The sequence below is a fragment of the Verrucosispora sp. WMMA2121 genome (genome assembly GCF_027460185.1).
In the GTDB taxonomy this organism is placed as follows: domain Bacteria; phylum Actinomycetota; class Actinomycetes; order Mycobacteriales; family Micromonosporaceae; genus Micromonospora; species Micromonospora palythoicola.
Genome location: NZ_JAPZBH010000008.1, coordinates 1 through 15,223, shown reverse-complemented (window position 1 = coordinate 15,223; position 15,223 = coordinate 1). Strand labels below are relative to the sequence as shown.

Here is a 15,223-nt window from a genome sequence, read left to right as displayed (position 1 = left end):
CGTCGTGATCCCTGACCGGGCTGGTGCTGTCAGGTCACGACGCTACGGTGCAGCTTCTTCTCTTTGCTCGCACCGCCGCCCGTCTGTTTCCCCTTTTCGGATCTGCCCGCGCCAGCGGAATCACCCACAGCCCACCCTCCCGGTCGGCCCGTGATCCACACCTCGCGCCCCACACGGCAGCTCTCCTGGTCCAGACGCCGCGACCCGGTGGCACCACCCTGCACACCCATCCATGCATGCCCCGCCCCTGTCGCGAAGGGAGCACTCCGCCATGCCCAAGCCCACGCCGCTCACCGACAAGGTCGTCACTGTCTGCTTCGGCCCCGGCGAGGACGCCGACTGGTTCGCCGCCTCGGAGAAGGTCAACGACCTTCTGCACGCCAACGGCACCCCGGCCCGCCGCTACCGCGTCCGGCACCGCCGCTTCATCGGCTGGCTGACCCGGTTCCTCGGCTACTACCTGCTCGACGCCGCCCGCCGCTTCGGCGCGGTCACCCTCGCCGCCGGAGGCCGCAAGAGCCGCCTCGACCTGACCGGCACCACCGCCCAGGCCGCCCACGCCGCCGGCCTTCGCTGGCGTGCGTGGAACACCCACATCAACGCCACCACCCGGCCCGCCCGCCCTTGGGAGGACTACCTCGCCCAGCACCACGCCGACCCTGGCACGGTCACCCTGAACGAGGCCCGCCGCCGCTTCGAGCAGCAACCCCGCGTCCTGGCGATGCTCGCCGCCTCGTTCGACCCCTACGAACTGTCCGTCTACCAGGCCGGCGAAGCCACCTACGTCGGGCTCCACTGGCGCATCGCGCTCATCGGCGACGCGCTGATCACCACCGACGGCCGGCTCCTCGCCCCGGCCAGTGACTCTGTCGCGGACCGGTTCCGGTTCCTCAACGAGGCGTGCGCCTACCTGCGCGGCCTGCGCTCCAGCGCACGCCTGTGCGCCGTCGCCATCGCCTGAGCCCTCCCGCCTAAACCTCCCATGGCCGGTCGCAGCCCCCGCGGCGACCGGCCATCGCCATGCCCAGCCCGACCAGAGAAGGAGTTCCTCGATGTTCCTGACCGATCCGGTGTTGCGGCGTATCGCCGCCGACACCAACGACGTCCTGCCCGAGCACCTGTGGCGCCACGACACCGCCACCCCCGAACCAATCGGTGACCTCGCCCGCATCCTGCACACAACCGCCCGCGACTTCACCGACAGCACCACCAGCCTCGACGAGGCTCTCGCCCGGGTGGGCATGCTCTCCACAGCGGCCCGGCACGCGATGGCCGCCCGCGCCGACCTGCACATCGCCGCCTACCAGCAGACCCTCACCGACGCGCTCGTCGCCCGCGAACGACACGCCGTGCTCGGAGCCGCGCTGCTCACCTGCTACCGCGCCTGGCGCAACCACCGGCCGATCGCAGACGGCGACGAGCGGCACCTGCTCCTGCGGCGCTGCGATCCGTCGCGCGGCGTCGCGACGCTGCGGCGTACCGACCCGCACACCTGGCAGGTGACGCCCGACGCCGAAGCCGCCACCGCCTTCGACATCCCCTATCCGGATCGCGTTGTCGGCGAGGTCACCGAAACCGACCACGGGTGGACGCCCACCGCCTACATCGCCCGGCCACATCAGGCACCGCTGGCCACGGTGTATCCGCTGCCCGTGCGCGGCGAGCTCGCCTCGGCCTGCCGGTCACTGCTGCGCTGGTGGCACCTGCGCCACTCCGACGCCTGGCGCAACCGAACCCCGACACAGCTCACCCCCACCGAAATCGCCCACCTCACCTCCTGAGCAGGTGGCCTGATGCGGCACCGCAACACGGTCGGCCGCTGGATCACCGCGACGACCGGCCGCACCCTCGACCAGCACGCCACCGACCCCGCTCCCGCCGCCGCACACCTACCCGAAGCCGCCGCCAACCTGCGGCACCTGCGCACCGAGCTGCTGCTCGCGGTCGACCGGCTGCGCACCCTCCTGATCAACGAAGACGACCTGCACGGATCCACGAGCACCGTCGCCGGTCCCGTGGACACCATCAGGGAGCTGGCCCGCGAGTACCGGTACGCCCGCAACTGGATCGACACCCTCATCGGCGACGAGGCACGGGCCGCGTACGCGCAGACGCATCCCGGCCAGACGGTACGGCGGCGCTACGTCAACAACCCCGGCGACACCATCCTGGTCGTCCTGCCCCACACCGACTCCTGCCGCAGGCAGAACCTCCCCGGACACACCACCCGCATCCGGGTCGGCACGTCCGACGCCGCACTCCGCCCGCCCGGCAGCGTCAACCCGCTGCGGCTGTCCCACGCCGACGCCGGCATCTACCGCGACCCGACCGAAGACCGTCTCTACGTCCTGAACACCGGGGCCGACGAGACCGCCGGCGCCGGCCACTAGCGGCCGCGTCACGCAGCCCCGAGAGCGACCGGGCCGCCATCCCCGCAGCACCCCACACGGCAGCGCACCGCATCCACGTGCCTGCCGCGCTGGCCGCTGCCCGCGCGGCCCGGCGCACCACCGCCCGGCACAACCCGTGCCGGGCGTTCCCAACCGCAAATCCCCCAAGGAGGGACCGATGGAAAACCTGTCCCTGACGCCTGCCACGCAGGCCGTCCTCGACGCCTTGACCGAACTCGGTCAGGGCAACGTCCACGAACTGGCCGACAAGGCCGGCAAGGCCCGCTCGACCACCGACAAAGCCATCAAGACCCTCGCCGACGCCGGACTGATCGCCGCAGTGGACACCGACGCCGACCCGGCCGAAGGCACGCCCACCCGGTGGACCCCGGCGACCCCCACGGAGGCCACCGACGCCGCGCCGGACGACCCCGGCGGCGAGCACACGGCCAACCCTGACGAGACCGCGCAACCCGACGGCACCGACCTCGACAACCCGGCCGGCGAGCCGGACACCGGCGACACCGAGCCGGCCGACCAGACCGGCAACGAGATCAACGGCGACGAGGACGCAGACGAGGAGCCCGACGACACGGCGGACGAGACCGACCGGGACGACGCCAGCAACGAGGGCCCGGACGACGAGGACAGCGGCGCGGACGACGAGGGTCGGACGGTCGCCGTGGTACAGCCGACGCGCCCCGGTGACCGCAAGGTCATGGCCATCAAGGGCGTCCTGGCCGACTACAGCGATGCTGGCGCGACCCTCGACCTGATCGTCGCCGAAAGCGGCATCGGACACGTCACCGCCACCCGGCTGCTGACCGCGATGGAGCAGGCAGACGCCGCCCGCCGGCTCCCCGGCGAGCCGCAGCGGTGGATCCCGGGCCCCACCAAGGCCAGCGAGGTCGACCCGAACCCGGAACCGCCCCGCTGCCCGCTCTGCCTTCAGGTCATGCGCGGCCTGGCGAACACGCCGACCGCCACGGCGGCCGTGCAGCCCCTGGTCCGTCCGGACGGCACGCTGCACATTGTCGGCCCGGACGGTGAGACCCACGTCGTCACCCTGCCCACCCGCGCCACCCCCCGCACGGCGAGCACCGCCCGCACCGTGGGCCGCGTCAGCGGCGACGGGACCGTCAACGCCGACGGCAACCAGCCCTTCGGCCGGGGCGAGTTGGAAAAGCTCACCCTCGATTATCTGGCCGCCAGCCCCGGCCGTCAGATGACCCCGCAGGACATCGCCAGCGCGCTCGCCGCGCAGCTCAACCGGCAGGTCAGCAACGGCGCGGTGCGTAACAACCTCACGAAGGCCGCCGCCGCCGGCCGCATCCTCCTGGTCTCCGACAACCCGCTGGCCTTCGTCCACCCGGCACCCGCCGACAGCGGCGCTGCCGCCGAGGCGGACGCGGACAACACCGACCAGTCCTGACCCACACCCACCATCCCGGGGGCCGAGCTATGCGCTCGGCCCCCGCAACCGCATCCGAGAGGAGAACCCCGTGCCGCACGACCTCGAAACCTTCACCGACGGGACGACCGCCTTCGCCAGCGCCCGCCTGTCGGCCTGGCACCAACTCGGCACCGTCACCCAGGACACCATGCGCGCCGAGGAGATCATGGCCGCCGCCCGACTCGGCGACTGGGGCGTACGCACCATCCGCACCGTCGGCATCGACCTCGTCAACGGCGTCGAAGTACAGATCCCCGCCGATGACAAGCGGATGACCGTCCGCCGCAACCCGGTCACCGGTGAGACGGAGTATCTGGGCATCGTCGGCACCGACTACACCGTGGTCCAGAACGAGCAATGCGCCGAGATGCTGGACCGCCTGGTCGATCAGGTCGGCGGCGCACACTTTGAGACCGCGGGCAGCCTGCGGCGCGGCAAGTCGGTGTTCGTCACGATGAAGCTGCCGCACGCGATGGAGATCGCCGGCGTGGACCGCCTGGACCTGTATCTGATCGGCACCACGTCGCACGACGGCACCGCCGCCCTGCGGGTCGACGCCAGCCCGATTCGGGTGGTGTGCGCCAACACCCAACGGGCCGCGTTCGCGCACTCGGTCGGGCACTACACGTTCCGGCACACCTCCAACGTCAACTCCCAAATCAGCCAAGCCCGCGAGGCACTGGGGCTGATGTGGAAGTACATGGAGACCTTCGAGAAGGCCGCCGAACGGATGCTTCAGACCGCGATGACGATGCGCGAGTTCGAGCAGGTCGTCGGCCAGGTGTGGCCGGTCAAGGACACCGCCTCGGAGCAGACCCGCAACAACGCCAAGCAGCGCCTCGGCACGCTGAAGTACCTGATCCGTGAGGCCGACACCCAGAAAGCCATCTCCGGCAGCAGGTGGGCCGGTTTCCAGGCGATCACCGAGTACCTCGACCACTACCAGCCCGCCAAGAACGAGATTGCCCGCGCCAACCGGGTGGTCACCGGCAATGTCGGCGACCTGAAGCTGGCGGCCTTCGACCTGCTCAAGGTCTGACCACACATCGCCCACCAGCCGGGGCAGCGGCGCCGCTGCCCCGGCGCTATCACGGAGGGAAGGGCCATGACACGGCCGAGCACGACCAGGTGGGGTTCAGACCGGGCGGGCAGCCGATGAGCGGCCACATCCGCCACCACCGCGACCTACGGCAGTCGGTGTGCGGACTCCGTGCCACCGACGTGCAGCGGTGGGAGACCGAGAACCCACCGCGCATCGACGACACCTGCGAGGACTACTACACCCTGCTCCCCGAGGCCCAACGACCCGACGACGCCAACCACCCACTCGGAGACGCCACGCTCATCGACACCCTGCGACGCATCGTCGCCGACCGCCAGCACGCCAAGATCGACGGCGTCATCGTGGACGTATGGTCCGCCGCCGTCACCGTCCTCATCTGGGACCAGCTTCGTGACGACAAACGACAGCGACTGCTGACCCTGCCCTCACACGAGCTGATCCTGCGCTGCGTCGCGATCTCCACCCGCCTCACCAACAACCGCAACGGGGGCAGCACATGACCCGCCCCGACAGCCGCAGTGGTTCCACTTCGGGCCGCCCTGGGTGTTCTCCATCGACGCCGCACGGGCGCTGATCGCCGCCACGCCCCGCGACACCCAGCCTCTCGATGTCGCGACGTGGGCGACCGCATACGGCCTGACCCGGCTCGACGACCCGCACCAGCGGGTGGCCAGCTTGATCGGGCCGACCAGCACCGCACTCGACCGGGCCTACGCCATGACCACCGACCTGAAAACACCGGTGATCGTCGCCCAACTCGACATCAGCGGGCACCCACCCGCCCCGCTGCTCATCGACGGAACCCATCGCCTCTACCGCGCCTGGCGCGAGCACCTGCCGCGGCTGCCCGCCCACCTGCTCACCGCCGAGGAGACCCGCCAGGTCCAGGACAACACCCTCCTGCGACCCGGCCGGACCTCCATCACCGGGCCGCCGACCTGAGCGACGGCACTGACCACCCCACAACCGCGTACACCCCGGAAGCTGCCCACCACCGGCGGCGGCCGAGGCGTGCGCGCGTAGACGTTCGGAGGAACCCCATGGCCTACATCCCGCCGTGGCAGAGGCTCTGCGACTGCCGCTGCCTCGTCCACCACCAGCAGCCGCGCACCACCTACACCGACCCCGACTGCGCCTGCACCATCACCTGCGCCACTCAACCCCTCACCCTCCTGGCCGACCGGTGGGGCTGCGCCCTGTTCCTCGACCACGGCGGCGACCTGTGGCACGTGCCCGCCATGGCCAACGGCACCTTCGACTGGGCCTACGCCGCCGAAATCGACAGCCGCCACGACTCCTACGACGCCAGCCGGACCATCGAGCACCTGCTCCGTCAAGCCGCCCACGTCCTCCAGGCATCCATCAACTGACGCGACCGCTCAAGGTGGGCCGCCCGCGAGGGCGGCCCACGGCCCTTTTTGCGTTTCACGCGCGGCACCGCACCCACCGCAGCGTCTACGAGCGCGACTGCGACCGCCTGCCACCGCTACGACCTGATCGCCAACTTCCTCCGCGATATCCCGCCAGGCGGCTGCCGCTCATCTATCGCCCACAACCACAGCACCGCTCCACGCCTGCCGGACGAGCACCCGCGCACGCCGGCCCTTCTTCGTCTGCGACGGAAGGTCAATCGCCATGACCAAAGCCATCATCGGTGTCGTCACCATCGTCATCGTCGCGTGCTTCGGACTGCCCATGGTCCTCCTGTCGGCCGTCACCGGCGGCGGCTCCAACGGATGCGGCATCGTCGCCGCGCCCGCCCTGCGCCCCACCGGACCGCGGCCCGACATCGGCACCTGGGACACCGAGCAGCGAGAGATCGCCGCGACCATAATCGACGTCGGCGTCGCCAAGGGCGTCCCCCGCTGGGGATGGGTCGTCGCTGTCGCCACCGCCATGCAGGAATCCGGCCTGCGTAACCTGCCCCACCTCGGCGATGGCAACGACCATGACTCGATCGGGGTGTTCCAGCAACGCCCAAGCCATAGATGGGGCACCGCCACGCAACTGTCCGAGCCGGCCTACCAGGCCGGGAAGTTCTTCGACAAGCTTTTGACCGTGCCCGGCTGGGAGGCGATGCCACTCACCCACGCCGCCCAGAAGGTTCAGGTCTCCGCGTTCCCCGACGCGTACGCGAAGTGGATCGACGACGCGTTACACCTGGTGGACCAACTGGCCAACACCCTCACCGACTGCGCCACCGGCGCGCTCGCCGCCCTCCCGGACGGATTCGCGCTACCCGCGAACACCCCACCCGCCGTCGCCACCGCCATCTTCTGGGCGGCGAACCAGCTCGGCACCCCGTACCACTTCGGGGGATCATGCACCGACCCCCACTCCGGCAACCCTGACAAACAGTGCGACTGCTCATCCCTAATGCAGGCGGCGTACCGAGCGGCCGGGATCCCCATACCCCGCGTCACCACCGACCAGGCAAACACCGGCAAGCCCGTGGCCGACCCGACGCTTCTACTGCCCGGCGACCTCATCCTCATCGCCGGCAGCGAAGGCACCGTGGCCAACCCACGCCACGTCGGCATGTACCTCGGCGACGGACTCGTCATCCAAGCTCCGAAAACCGGCGACGTTGTCAAGATCACTCGACTGAGCAGGTGGATCAACCAGACTGCCGCGATCCGTCGGATCGTTTCTTGGTGAAGTGTAGGTTCTCAATAGATCTTTCGGTTTCTCATCGATCTGTCGGTGTACTTGTCGGTTCCGAAAGATAGCTGAGAAGTTTGCGTGGCCAGGTGCCCGACGTGCGGCAACCTGGCCACGCTCAGCCTAGCGGAGCTACGGCGCGGCTTTCCGTGCTTTAAGCACACCGACGGATGCAGCGATAGCCGAGATGATTCCCGAGACCGCTGCGACGCGCGGGGCTGGCATGGCAAAACTCAGGCCGAGAACCGCAATGACGGCCACCAGAACAATGATGATCACCATCCTCCGCTTGCCAGGAGGCCCCCACCAGGGGTGATGATGGATACAGGACTTGGTCATCGGACCCCGTCCTCTCTGCCGGCAACGCCGGCGGTTCTGGCCCGCCCGACGTGCACGAGTTCCTGCCAAGGCCATGAACGACGGGCGGGCCGCTCAAACTCCGTGCCTACAACGCTAGGTAGCCCCTGGGAGTCTGTTCAACGATCAAGAGACAATACGAGTACAATCCGCGCTATTGACGAGACAACCGGCAGGAGCCCATGCCGCGACGACCAAACCCCCTCCAGCCTGACGACGGTCCACGTGCGCGGTTTGCCCTTGAACTACGCGCGCTTAGGGACAGTCGAGGGGCGACCGCTCCGAGCATTGATCAGATCAGCGTTCAACAACGTGTACCGAGATCCACCCTCTACGCCGCGTTGCGTGGGGACCGTATTCCCACGCGTGACATCCTGGCGATCATCGTTAACGCCTGGGGTGGTGACGAGGCCGGATGGATGGCGAAAAGAAGCGCCGTGGAGGGTGAGCTGGAGCGAGATCGACGCGCGACCTTGTCGACAGACCGCACATCACCCAGTGCAGTGACCTCCTCCCGCACACGCGGAAATGCTGGTGACAATGAAGCCCGCGGTGGAAACGACGAACGTCGGCAGTTGGTGGAGTTCCTGCAACGTGTACGCGCTCAAGCTGGTCAACCGACTTTGCGGCGAATCGCAATGGCCGCCAACGTGCCTGTCAGCACGCTGTCGGACACGTTCAGCGGCAAGAGGTTGCCGAGGTTCGACACATTGCAACAGATCTTGATGGCGCTTCGGGTGGACCCCGAGCTTGCGCTCGCGGTGAGGCACGTCTATGACCGTGCCCTCGACCAGGAGCGTCAGCTTCGCGATCAACGCCGTACTCGGCTCACCACACCTGAACGAGGTCGGTAGACCTGACCCGGCGCTACTTCGATATGGCGCTGCATCTCAACGACCTCCGCTGACATCCGGCTTCGTCCGGCTTGGTCCGGCCTCGTCCGGCTCTCAATCGGACCAAGCCGCGCCTGATCGGCAACTCCCGGCAAGAGCAACTCTCACCCGCTGATCGGGTTGGACGCCGCAGCCGGACACCGCCACCGGATCTGTTAGTCCCCGCCGCGGGTCTGTCAAACGAACGGTGTAACTCGGGTTGTTGGCGTCTACTTGCGGCCTGCGGACAGGCGTCCTTCGAAGGCGATGTCGAAGGCGTTGAGGGCTGGCTTCCAGCGGATGGTCCAGCGCCGGCGGCCCTGCCCGGTGGGGTCGAGGCTCATCACGGCCAGGTAGACGCATTTCAGCGCGGCGGCCTCGTTGGGGAAGTGGCCGCGGGCGCGGACGGCGCGGCGGATGCGGGCGTTGACGCTCTCGATGGCGATCCGTGGAGCAGACGACGGTGCGGATCTCGGCGTCGAAGGCCAGGAACGGCACGAACTCCGCCCACGCCTGCTCCCACAGCCGCACGATCGCCGGATACTTGCCGCCCCACGCCTCGGTGAACTCGGCGAACCGGGCCCTGGCAGCAGGCTCCGTGGGCGCGGTGTAGACCGGCCGCAGGGCTTTGGCGATGGCGTCCCAGTGCTGCCGGCCGGCATACCGGAACGAGGCACGCAGCAGATGGATCACGCAGGTCTGCACCACCGCTTCGGGCCACACCTCGCCGATCGCGTCGGGCAGCCCTTTGAGTCCGTCACAGACCACCATGCACGCGTCCGCGACACCGCGGTTCTTCAGCTCGGTGAGGACCTGCAGCCAGAACTTGGCGCCCTCACCGCCGTCACCGGCCCACAGCCCAAGGATGTCCCGGGTGCCCTCGACGGTGACGGCCAGGGCCAGGTAGATGGGCCGGTTGGCGACCTTCCCGTCACGGATCTTGGCTCTGTCGCCGATCTTGTGATGTGGACGGTTCGATTCGGGACGGGGCAGTTTCGTTGATCATGTCTGGCGTGTTCGTTTGTGGAGCAGCTATTGCCACACCTGTCGGGTCTGTCGATCGAGGCTGTTGAGCAGCGTGCCGGCGTGATGGTGCTGTCGGGTCGGGCTCGGACCGCGACTGCACGGTGCGGCCGTTGCCAGCAGCGGTCGGGCAGGGTTCATGGGCGTTATCAGCGGCGGCTGCGGGATGTCGCGATAGCGGGGACGGCGTTGCTGCTTCAGGTGCAGGTCCGGCGGTTTCGCTGCGACAACACCGGCTGCCCCGCGAAGACTTTCGCCGAGCAGATCGATGGGCTAACCGTGCCGCATGCGCGGTTGACGCCGGGGCTGCGGAGTATGCTGACGCAGATCGGTTTGGCTCTGGCTGGCCGGGCCGGTTCCCGGCTGACGTCGGTGATCGGCGCGGCCGTGGGCCGCGATACGTTGTTGCGGCTGGTCAGAGAGTTACCCGATCCGCTGATGCCACCTATCACGGTCCTCGGCGTTGACGACTTCGCGTTTCGCAGAGGTCGTCACTACGGCACCGTGCTGATCGACATGGCCAGCCGGCGTCCGGTCGACGTGTTCGACGGCCGTGACGGCGACAGCCTCGCCGCATGGCTGCGGCAGCACCCAGAAGTTGAGGTGATCTGCCGCGACCGGGCCGGCGGCTATGGCGAAGGAGCCCGCACCGGTGCCCCGGACGCGGTGCAGGTCGCGGACCGGTTCCACCTCTGGCAGAACTTGGGCCAGGCGGTGGAGAAGACCGTCAACGCGTGTTGGTCCCGGCTTGTTGCCCCGGCACCGCCACCAGCCGACGACACGATGCCCGCCGAGGTGCAGCCGCCACCTGAGAAGAAGATCGTGACCCGCCTTCGTGAACACCATGCCGCCGTTCACCAATTGGCTGCTCAGGGCATGAACAAGTCGGCGATCGGTCGCAAGCTCGGCCTGCACCAGGCCACTGTCCGCAAATACCTGAACGCTGCCAGCGTCGCCGAGCTGACCGCCGTCACCGAGCAACGCGCGCACCTGGTCGACGACTACGTCGCCTACCTGCACCAGCGCTGGAACGAGGGAGAACGCAACGCCACCCAACTGTTCCGCGAGATCAAGCAGCAGGGCTATCCCGGCGGGGAACTGGCCGTCCAGCGTTACCTACGCCGCTTCCGCAAAGGCCTCGGCCACGCCCCGCACCCCGGCCCGAAACCGCCGTCAGTGCGCCAGGTCACCTCATGGATCATGACCCATCCCGACCATCTCGATCCCCGTGACACGGCCAAGCTTCGTGATGTTCGCAGCCGCGACCAGGACCTGAACCGGCTGGTCAAACACGTGCGAGCCTTCGCGGTCATGATGACCGGCCGACACGGCGAGCGCCTCGAAGAGTGGATCGCCGCCGTCGAACACGACACCCTCACGCCACTGGCCGGATTCGCCCGCAACCTACGCCGCGACCTCGACGCCCTCCGCAACGGCCTGACCCTGCCGCACAACTCCGGCCCCGTCGAAGGCACCATCAACCGCCTCAAAATGATCAAACGACAGATGTTCGGCCGCGCCAGCCTCGAACTGCTTCGCAAACGCGTTCTGCTCGCGCACTGATCTGCTTCACACAACCGGCGACAGAGCCCGGATCTTCACGTGCACCGCGTCCAGGAAGATCACCGGGTAGACCGGGTCCAAGGGCCGGTTCTGCCACTCGGTCATGCCCTCGACAACCTTGTCAGTGATCGTCGAGATCGTCTGCCGTGACACGTCGGCACCGTAGACCTCGGCGAGGTGGGCCTGGATCTCCCCGGTGGTCAGGCCCTTGACGGACAGCGAGATGACCATGTCGTCCACGCCGGACAACCGACGCTGCCGCTTGCGGACGATCTGCGGCGCGAACGACCCATCCCGGTCGCGCGGCATGTCAATCTCGACCGGGCCGACATCGGTGAGCACCGTCTTGGCCCGCACACCGTTGCGGGAGTTCCCGCCGTTCTTGCCCGCCGGGTCGCCCTTGTCATAGCCCAAGTGATCGGTGATTTCGCCCTCAAGCGCTGATTCCAGGACTCGCTTCGTGAGCTGCTGCAACAGACCGCCGTCGCCGGTCAGCTGCAGACCCGCCGCACGGGCCTGCTCCACGATCTGGGCGACGAGTTCCCCGTCGAGACCCTCCGCCGGTTGTCCCGGCCCGTTCTTCGCCACCGCGGCAGTATCCACGGCGGCCATCGATCCATCAGACATCAGGTGCTGCTCCTTGATCAGGAGTTACACCGTTCGTCTTACAGTCCCACCCCTGGTAACGCCGAGGCGCTCAGCGTTACGGCAACGCCGCGATCAACCCCGCCAGGCCAACATCAGAAGCCGGCAACGGACCGTTCCGCGAAGAAACCGACAGATCCGTGAGACAAACCGTCCCGACAAATAGGTGAGACGGGCATGGAGACCCAGGTCAACAACCAGGCGCCCGACATCTCAAATGAGATCCCACATCAAGGTTGTACGTTCTCCTCCTCGCGGCGCGGCGGTCTGCCGGACAACCCGCCGGAGCCGTCCCGGCATTTCGCAAACACCCCTCAGGACCGGCAAGGAGGAGGCCAGCTTCATCCGGGGATCGGGCAGCGCGACGGGGGGTCATGCGCCTCCGAACGCCTCGTGCGACCGCCCGCTACTCTGTCCCTCGTGGATTGGGTGACTGGGTTGCGTGCACGGCCCGCGACCATGCGCCCAGCGAGATGCGCGGACATGGTTCTTCTCCGCAGCGACCCCGGGACCGGCAAGAGCGAAGCCTTCGCGCATGTCGTGGCGAAGCGTGTCGCGAGGAAGCTGACCAGGTTCTACGACAAGACCACTGGCTTATCGGTTGACGCATCCCCCGTCGACCTCAGCCGTGGCATTGTGCTGGTTAGCGATGCACTCAACCAGATGTTGGCTGGATTCTCCTGGCCTGGCTATCAATCGATAGAAATCGACTTCCGCAACGGCGCACCTCCCGTCAATCTACGCTTTCGCCTCGACGCAGACGGCCACCCGAAGCCTCGCGATCCAATCCGGCTAGTACGGCAGCCGCCGTTTGAGATGTCGCTGGTGGGGCCGGGTAGACGAGGTGCGGCCACCGCGTGATCGTCTGTCTGCTGTGGACATAACTTCAGATCTGGCGGTGGCCGCGTGCCACAGCGTAAACCCTGCCCGGTGGCGGCGGGTTCTGGCCGGGGTGTGTGATGCGTTCGCGGGTCGGTTCGGGCGGGTCGAGCCGCGGCGGGCTGCGGCGGCGTTCGTGACCGGGCTGCTGGCGGATATCGAGGTCAAGACGTGCTGGCAGTTGGCGGAGCAGGCCGGGCATGCCCGGCCGGACGCGATGCAGAGGCTGTTGTATCGGGCGGTGTGGGACGCCGACGCCGTCCGCGACGATCTGCGTGACGTGGTCGTGGCCCGGTTCGGTGACTCGGACGCGGTGCTGGTCGTTGACGAGACCGGGGACCTGAAGAAGGGCACGCATACGGTCGGGGTGCAACGCCAGTACACCGGCACCGCCGGCCGGATCGAGAACGCGCAGGTAGGGGTGTTCTGTGGCTACGCCAGCCGGCATGGGCACACACTGATCGACCGCCGGGTCTACCTGCCGGTGTCGTGGACCGATGACCGGGACAGATGCCAGGCCGCCGGAGTTCCCGACGAGGTCGTCTTCGCCACGAAGTCCGAGCTGGCCGCCGACATGATCACCGCTGCCCTCGACGCCGGCGTCCCCGCTGGGTGGGCGGCTGCGGACGAGGCCTACGGCAACAGCAGTGTCTTCCGTGCTCACCTGCGCGAACACCACCTGGGCTACGTCCTGGCCGTGTCCCGCAGCCACCTCGTCCCCCTCGACGGCGGCAAGACTCGGGTGCGGGCTGACCGGGTCGCCGCCGGCCTGCCCGCCTCGGCGTGGCAGCGCCGCAGCGCAGGCGCCGGATCCAAGGGCCCACGTTTCTACGACTGGGCCTGGCTCGACGACGTCTGCACCGACGCCGACCCCGACGACGGCGGCCACCACAGCCTCCTGATCCGCCGCAACACCACCACCGGTGAACTGGCCTTCTACCGCTGCTGGACACCCAGACCGGCCACCCTCGCCCAGCTCGTGAGGGTCGCCGGCATCCGCTGGACGGTCGAGGAAAGCTTCCAAGCCGCCAAGGGCCAGGTCGGCCTCGACCAACACCAAGTCCGCCGCTGGGACTCCTGGCACCGCTTCACCACCCTCGCCCTGGCCGCCCTCGCCGTCTTGGCGATCTGCGCCGCCGAAGCCGACGATGATTCCACCGACACCGGTCTGATCAAGCTGACCGTCAACGAGACCCGCCGGCTGATCAACACCCTCGTACTCCGCCCGATCCGCGACCTCGCCCACCGTCTGCGCTGGTCAGACTGGCGCCGCCGCCATCAAGCCCGAGCCCGCCAAGCCCACTACACCCGACGCCTCAACCTCGAACTCCAGCCATGATCCCGAACGGCGGCTGCCGTACTAGTTCCGTGGTGGTCGAAAGCCGAGCGCTTGCTATGTGATCCCGTAGCACTGAAGCACGTCAAGCGAAAAATCGATGAACGTCGGACTTGGCACCTACTTCCCCCGCGTGAGGTGTCATCGAATCTACGCCAAGTGCGTACCGCCCGGCACGAAACAGCCACAAAGACCGCCGATCCGGGGCCACCTTCCCGTTCCGACATCGGCCGCATTCTCGCACGTCGCGCGGAGATCATCCTTCGGCGGATTCTTGGCCGGACTTTCGCGTCGATTCCTGCCGCGAAGCCGTTGCTAGTTCCTGACGTCGACCATTCGATCGAGAGCCATCGCAGCCGTGCGCCTGGAAAAGCCCGAAAGACCCTGCGACCCCTTGTCTTTCGGGAGCTAGTGATCGCGTAGATCCGGGCTCCCTCTTCTTGTGGAGCCCGCCGTGCCAGCCTTTCCCGCCAATCTGCTTGGCGACCTGCCACCAGCCGCCCTAGTCGTCGGCTTCGCCGCCTTCCTTGCATATAAGGCGGCTTGTCGAATCATCGACAAGCCGCTAATTCTTGCCACGATCGTCGGCGTCTTCGGGAACGAGCAGCGCCGTAAGGACGCTATAAAGATTGTGGGCAAACTCTGCGGCGATGAACAGGAACCAGAGAAAGAGGACACTCCATCAATTGCTCAAACTCCGGCCACCGTCGACAATGGCAGAGGAAAACGTGATCCCACGTGTCCCACCACCGACAATTAGCCAGGTTGAAGCTCCTCGACAAGCAAGTTAGATCAGCGAATAGCTGGTAGGATCCTGCGGTCGGCGGCATGAATGGCGGCGGTCGTCGTGTTGGATCCTCAGGGTTCGTCCAGCCGTCGCATCAGCAACGCGGAGGGAAACCGCCAACGTGACCGGCACTTTTGCCGCCAGCCAGGCATATCCTGCTCGCTGCTGGAACACGTCGCACTACAGAATTTACA

General features: G+C 67.8%; 15 protein-coding genes and 2 pseudogenes. 14 read left to right on the top strand and 3 right to left on the bottom strand.

The annotated features are described in order from the left end of the window. The first annotated feature begins 271 nt into the window (after positions 1–271). The 9 genes from O7605_RS31820 (at position 272) to O7605_RS31780 (ending at position 7,564) form a co-directional block, all read left to right on the top strand. Complete coding sequence (locus tag O7605_RS31820) at positions 272–961, top strand: hypothetical protein (protein ID WP_269742357.1); 690 nt, start codon at positions 272–274, stop codon at positions 959–961. Positions 962–1,052: 91 nt separating this feature from the next. Then, a complete protein-coding gene (locus tag O7605_RS31815) occupies positions 1,053–1,781 on the top strand; it encodes a hypothetical protein (RefSeq protein WP_269742358.1) in 729 nt (242 codons plus the stop codon). A 12-nt stretch (positions 1,782–1,793) separates the two neighbouring features. Beyond that, complete coding sequence (locus O7605_RS31810; RefSeq protein WP_269742359.1) at positions 1,794–2,390, top strand: hypothetical protein; 597 nt, start codon at positions 1,794–1,796, stop codon at positions 2,388–2,390. Positions 2,391–2,568: 178 nt separating this feature from the next. Continuing rightward, positions 2,569–3,822 (top strand): helix-turn-helix domain-containing protein, encoded by a 1,254-nt coding sequence (locus O7605_RS31805; protein WP_269742360.1) that lies wholly within the window; start codon positions 2,569–2,571, stop codon positions 3,820–3,822. 70 nt (positions 3,823–3,892) lie between these two features. Further along, entirely contained in the window at positions 3,893–4,882 is a 990-nt protein-coding gene (locus O7605_RS31800; RefSeq protein ID WP_269742361.1) for a DUF932 domain-containing protein, read from the top strand. Positions 4,883–4,971: 89 nt separating this feature from the next. Continuing rightward, entirely contained in the window at positions 4,972–5,406 is a 435-nt protein-coding gene (locus O7605_RS31795) for a hypothetical protein (RefSeq protein ID WP_269742362.1), read from the top strand. A gap of 43 nt (positions 5,407–5,449) precedes the next feature. Then, entirely contained in the window at positions 5,450–5,848 is a 399-nt protein-coding gene (locus O7605_RS31790; RefSeq protein WP_269742363.1) for a hypothetical protein, read from the top strand. A gap of 98 nt (positions 5,849–5,946) precedes the next feature. Further along, on the top strand, positions 5,947–6,276 hold the full coding sequence (locus tag O7605_RS31785) for a hypothetical protein (protein ID WP_269742364.1): 330 nt from the start codon (positions 5,947–5,949) through the stop codon (positions 6,274–6,276). A 265-nt stretch (positions 6,277–6,541) separates the two neighbouring features. Further along, a complete protein-coding gene (locus O7605_RS31780; protein WP_269742365.1) occupies positions 6,542–7,564 on the top strand; it encodes a C40 family peptidase in 1,023 nt (340 codons plus the stop codon). A gap of 135 nt (positions 7,565–7,699) precedes the next feature. Here O7605_RS31780 and O7605_RS31775 read toward each other — a convergent pair whose 3' ends face one another. After that, the gene (locus O7605_RS31775; RefSeq protein ID WP_269742366.1) at positions 7,700–7,849 is read right to left on the bottom strand and encodes a hypothetical protein; all 150 of its coding nucleotides are present in this window, start codon (positions 7,847–7,849) and stop codon (positions 7,700–7,702) included. Positions 7,850–8,265: 416 nt separating this feature from the next. On the opposite strand from O7605_RS31775, the gene O7605_RS31770 reads away from it, so the two are divergent. Next, complete coding sequence (locus O7605_RS31770) at positions 8,266–8,778, top strand: helix-turn-helix domain-containing protein (RefSeq protein ID WP_269742367.1); 513 nt, start codon at positions 8,266–8,268, stop codon at positions 8,776–8,778. 248 nt (positions 8,779–9,026) lie between these two features. Here O7605_RS31770 and O7605_RS31765 read toward each other — a convergent pair. Beyond that, positions 9,027–9,738, bottom strand: a pseudogene (locus tag O7605_RS31765) (IS256 family transposase); the annotation flags it as partial. A gap of 81 nt (positions 9,739–9,819) precedes the next feature. Between O7605_RS31765 and O7605_RS31760 the strand changes: the two are divergent. Beyond that, positions 9,820–11,382, top strand: a complete 1,563-nt coding sequence (locus O7605_RS31760) for an ISL3 family transposase (protein WP_269742368.1) — start codon at positions 9,820–9,822, stop codon at positions 11,380–11,382. A gap of 27 nt (positions 11,383–11,409) precedes the next feature. Here the strand turns inward: O7605_RS31760 and O7605_RS31755 are convergent. Continuing rightward, positions 11,410–11,994 (bottom strand): annotated as a pseudogene (locus O7605_RS31755) (transposase); the annotation flags it as partial. A gap of 516 nt (positions 11,995–12,510) precedes the next feature. Here O7605_RS31755 and O7605_RS31750 point away from each other — a divergent pair. The 3 genes from O7605_RS31750 (at position 12,511) to O7605_RS31740 (ending at position 15,002) form a co-directional block, all read left to right on the top strand. Next, on the top strand, positions 12,511–12,888 hold the full coding sequence (locus O7605_RS31750; protein WP_269742369.1) for a hypothetical protein: 378 nt from the start codon (positions 12,511–12,513) through the stop codon (positions 12,886–12,888). Positions 12,889–12,925: 37 nt separating this feature from the next. Then, positions 12,926–14,245, top strand: a complete 1,320-nt coding sequence (locus O7605_RS31745; RefSeq protein ID WP_443084017.1) for an IS701 family transposase — start codon at positions 12,926–12,928, stop codon at positions 14,243–14,245. 451 nt (positions 14,246–14,696) lie between these two features. Then, the gene (locus O7605_RS31740) at positions 14,697–15,002 is read left to right on the top strand and encodes a hypothetical protein (protein WP_269742370.1); all 306 of its coding nucleotides are present in this window, start codon (positions 14,697–14,699) and stop codon (positions 15,000–15,002) included. Positions 15,003–15,223 lie beyond the last annotated feature (221 nt).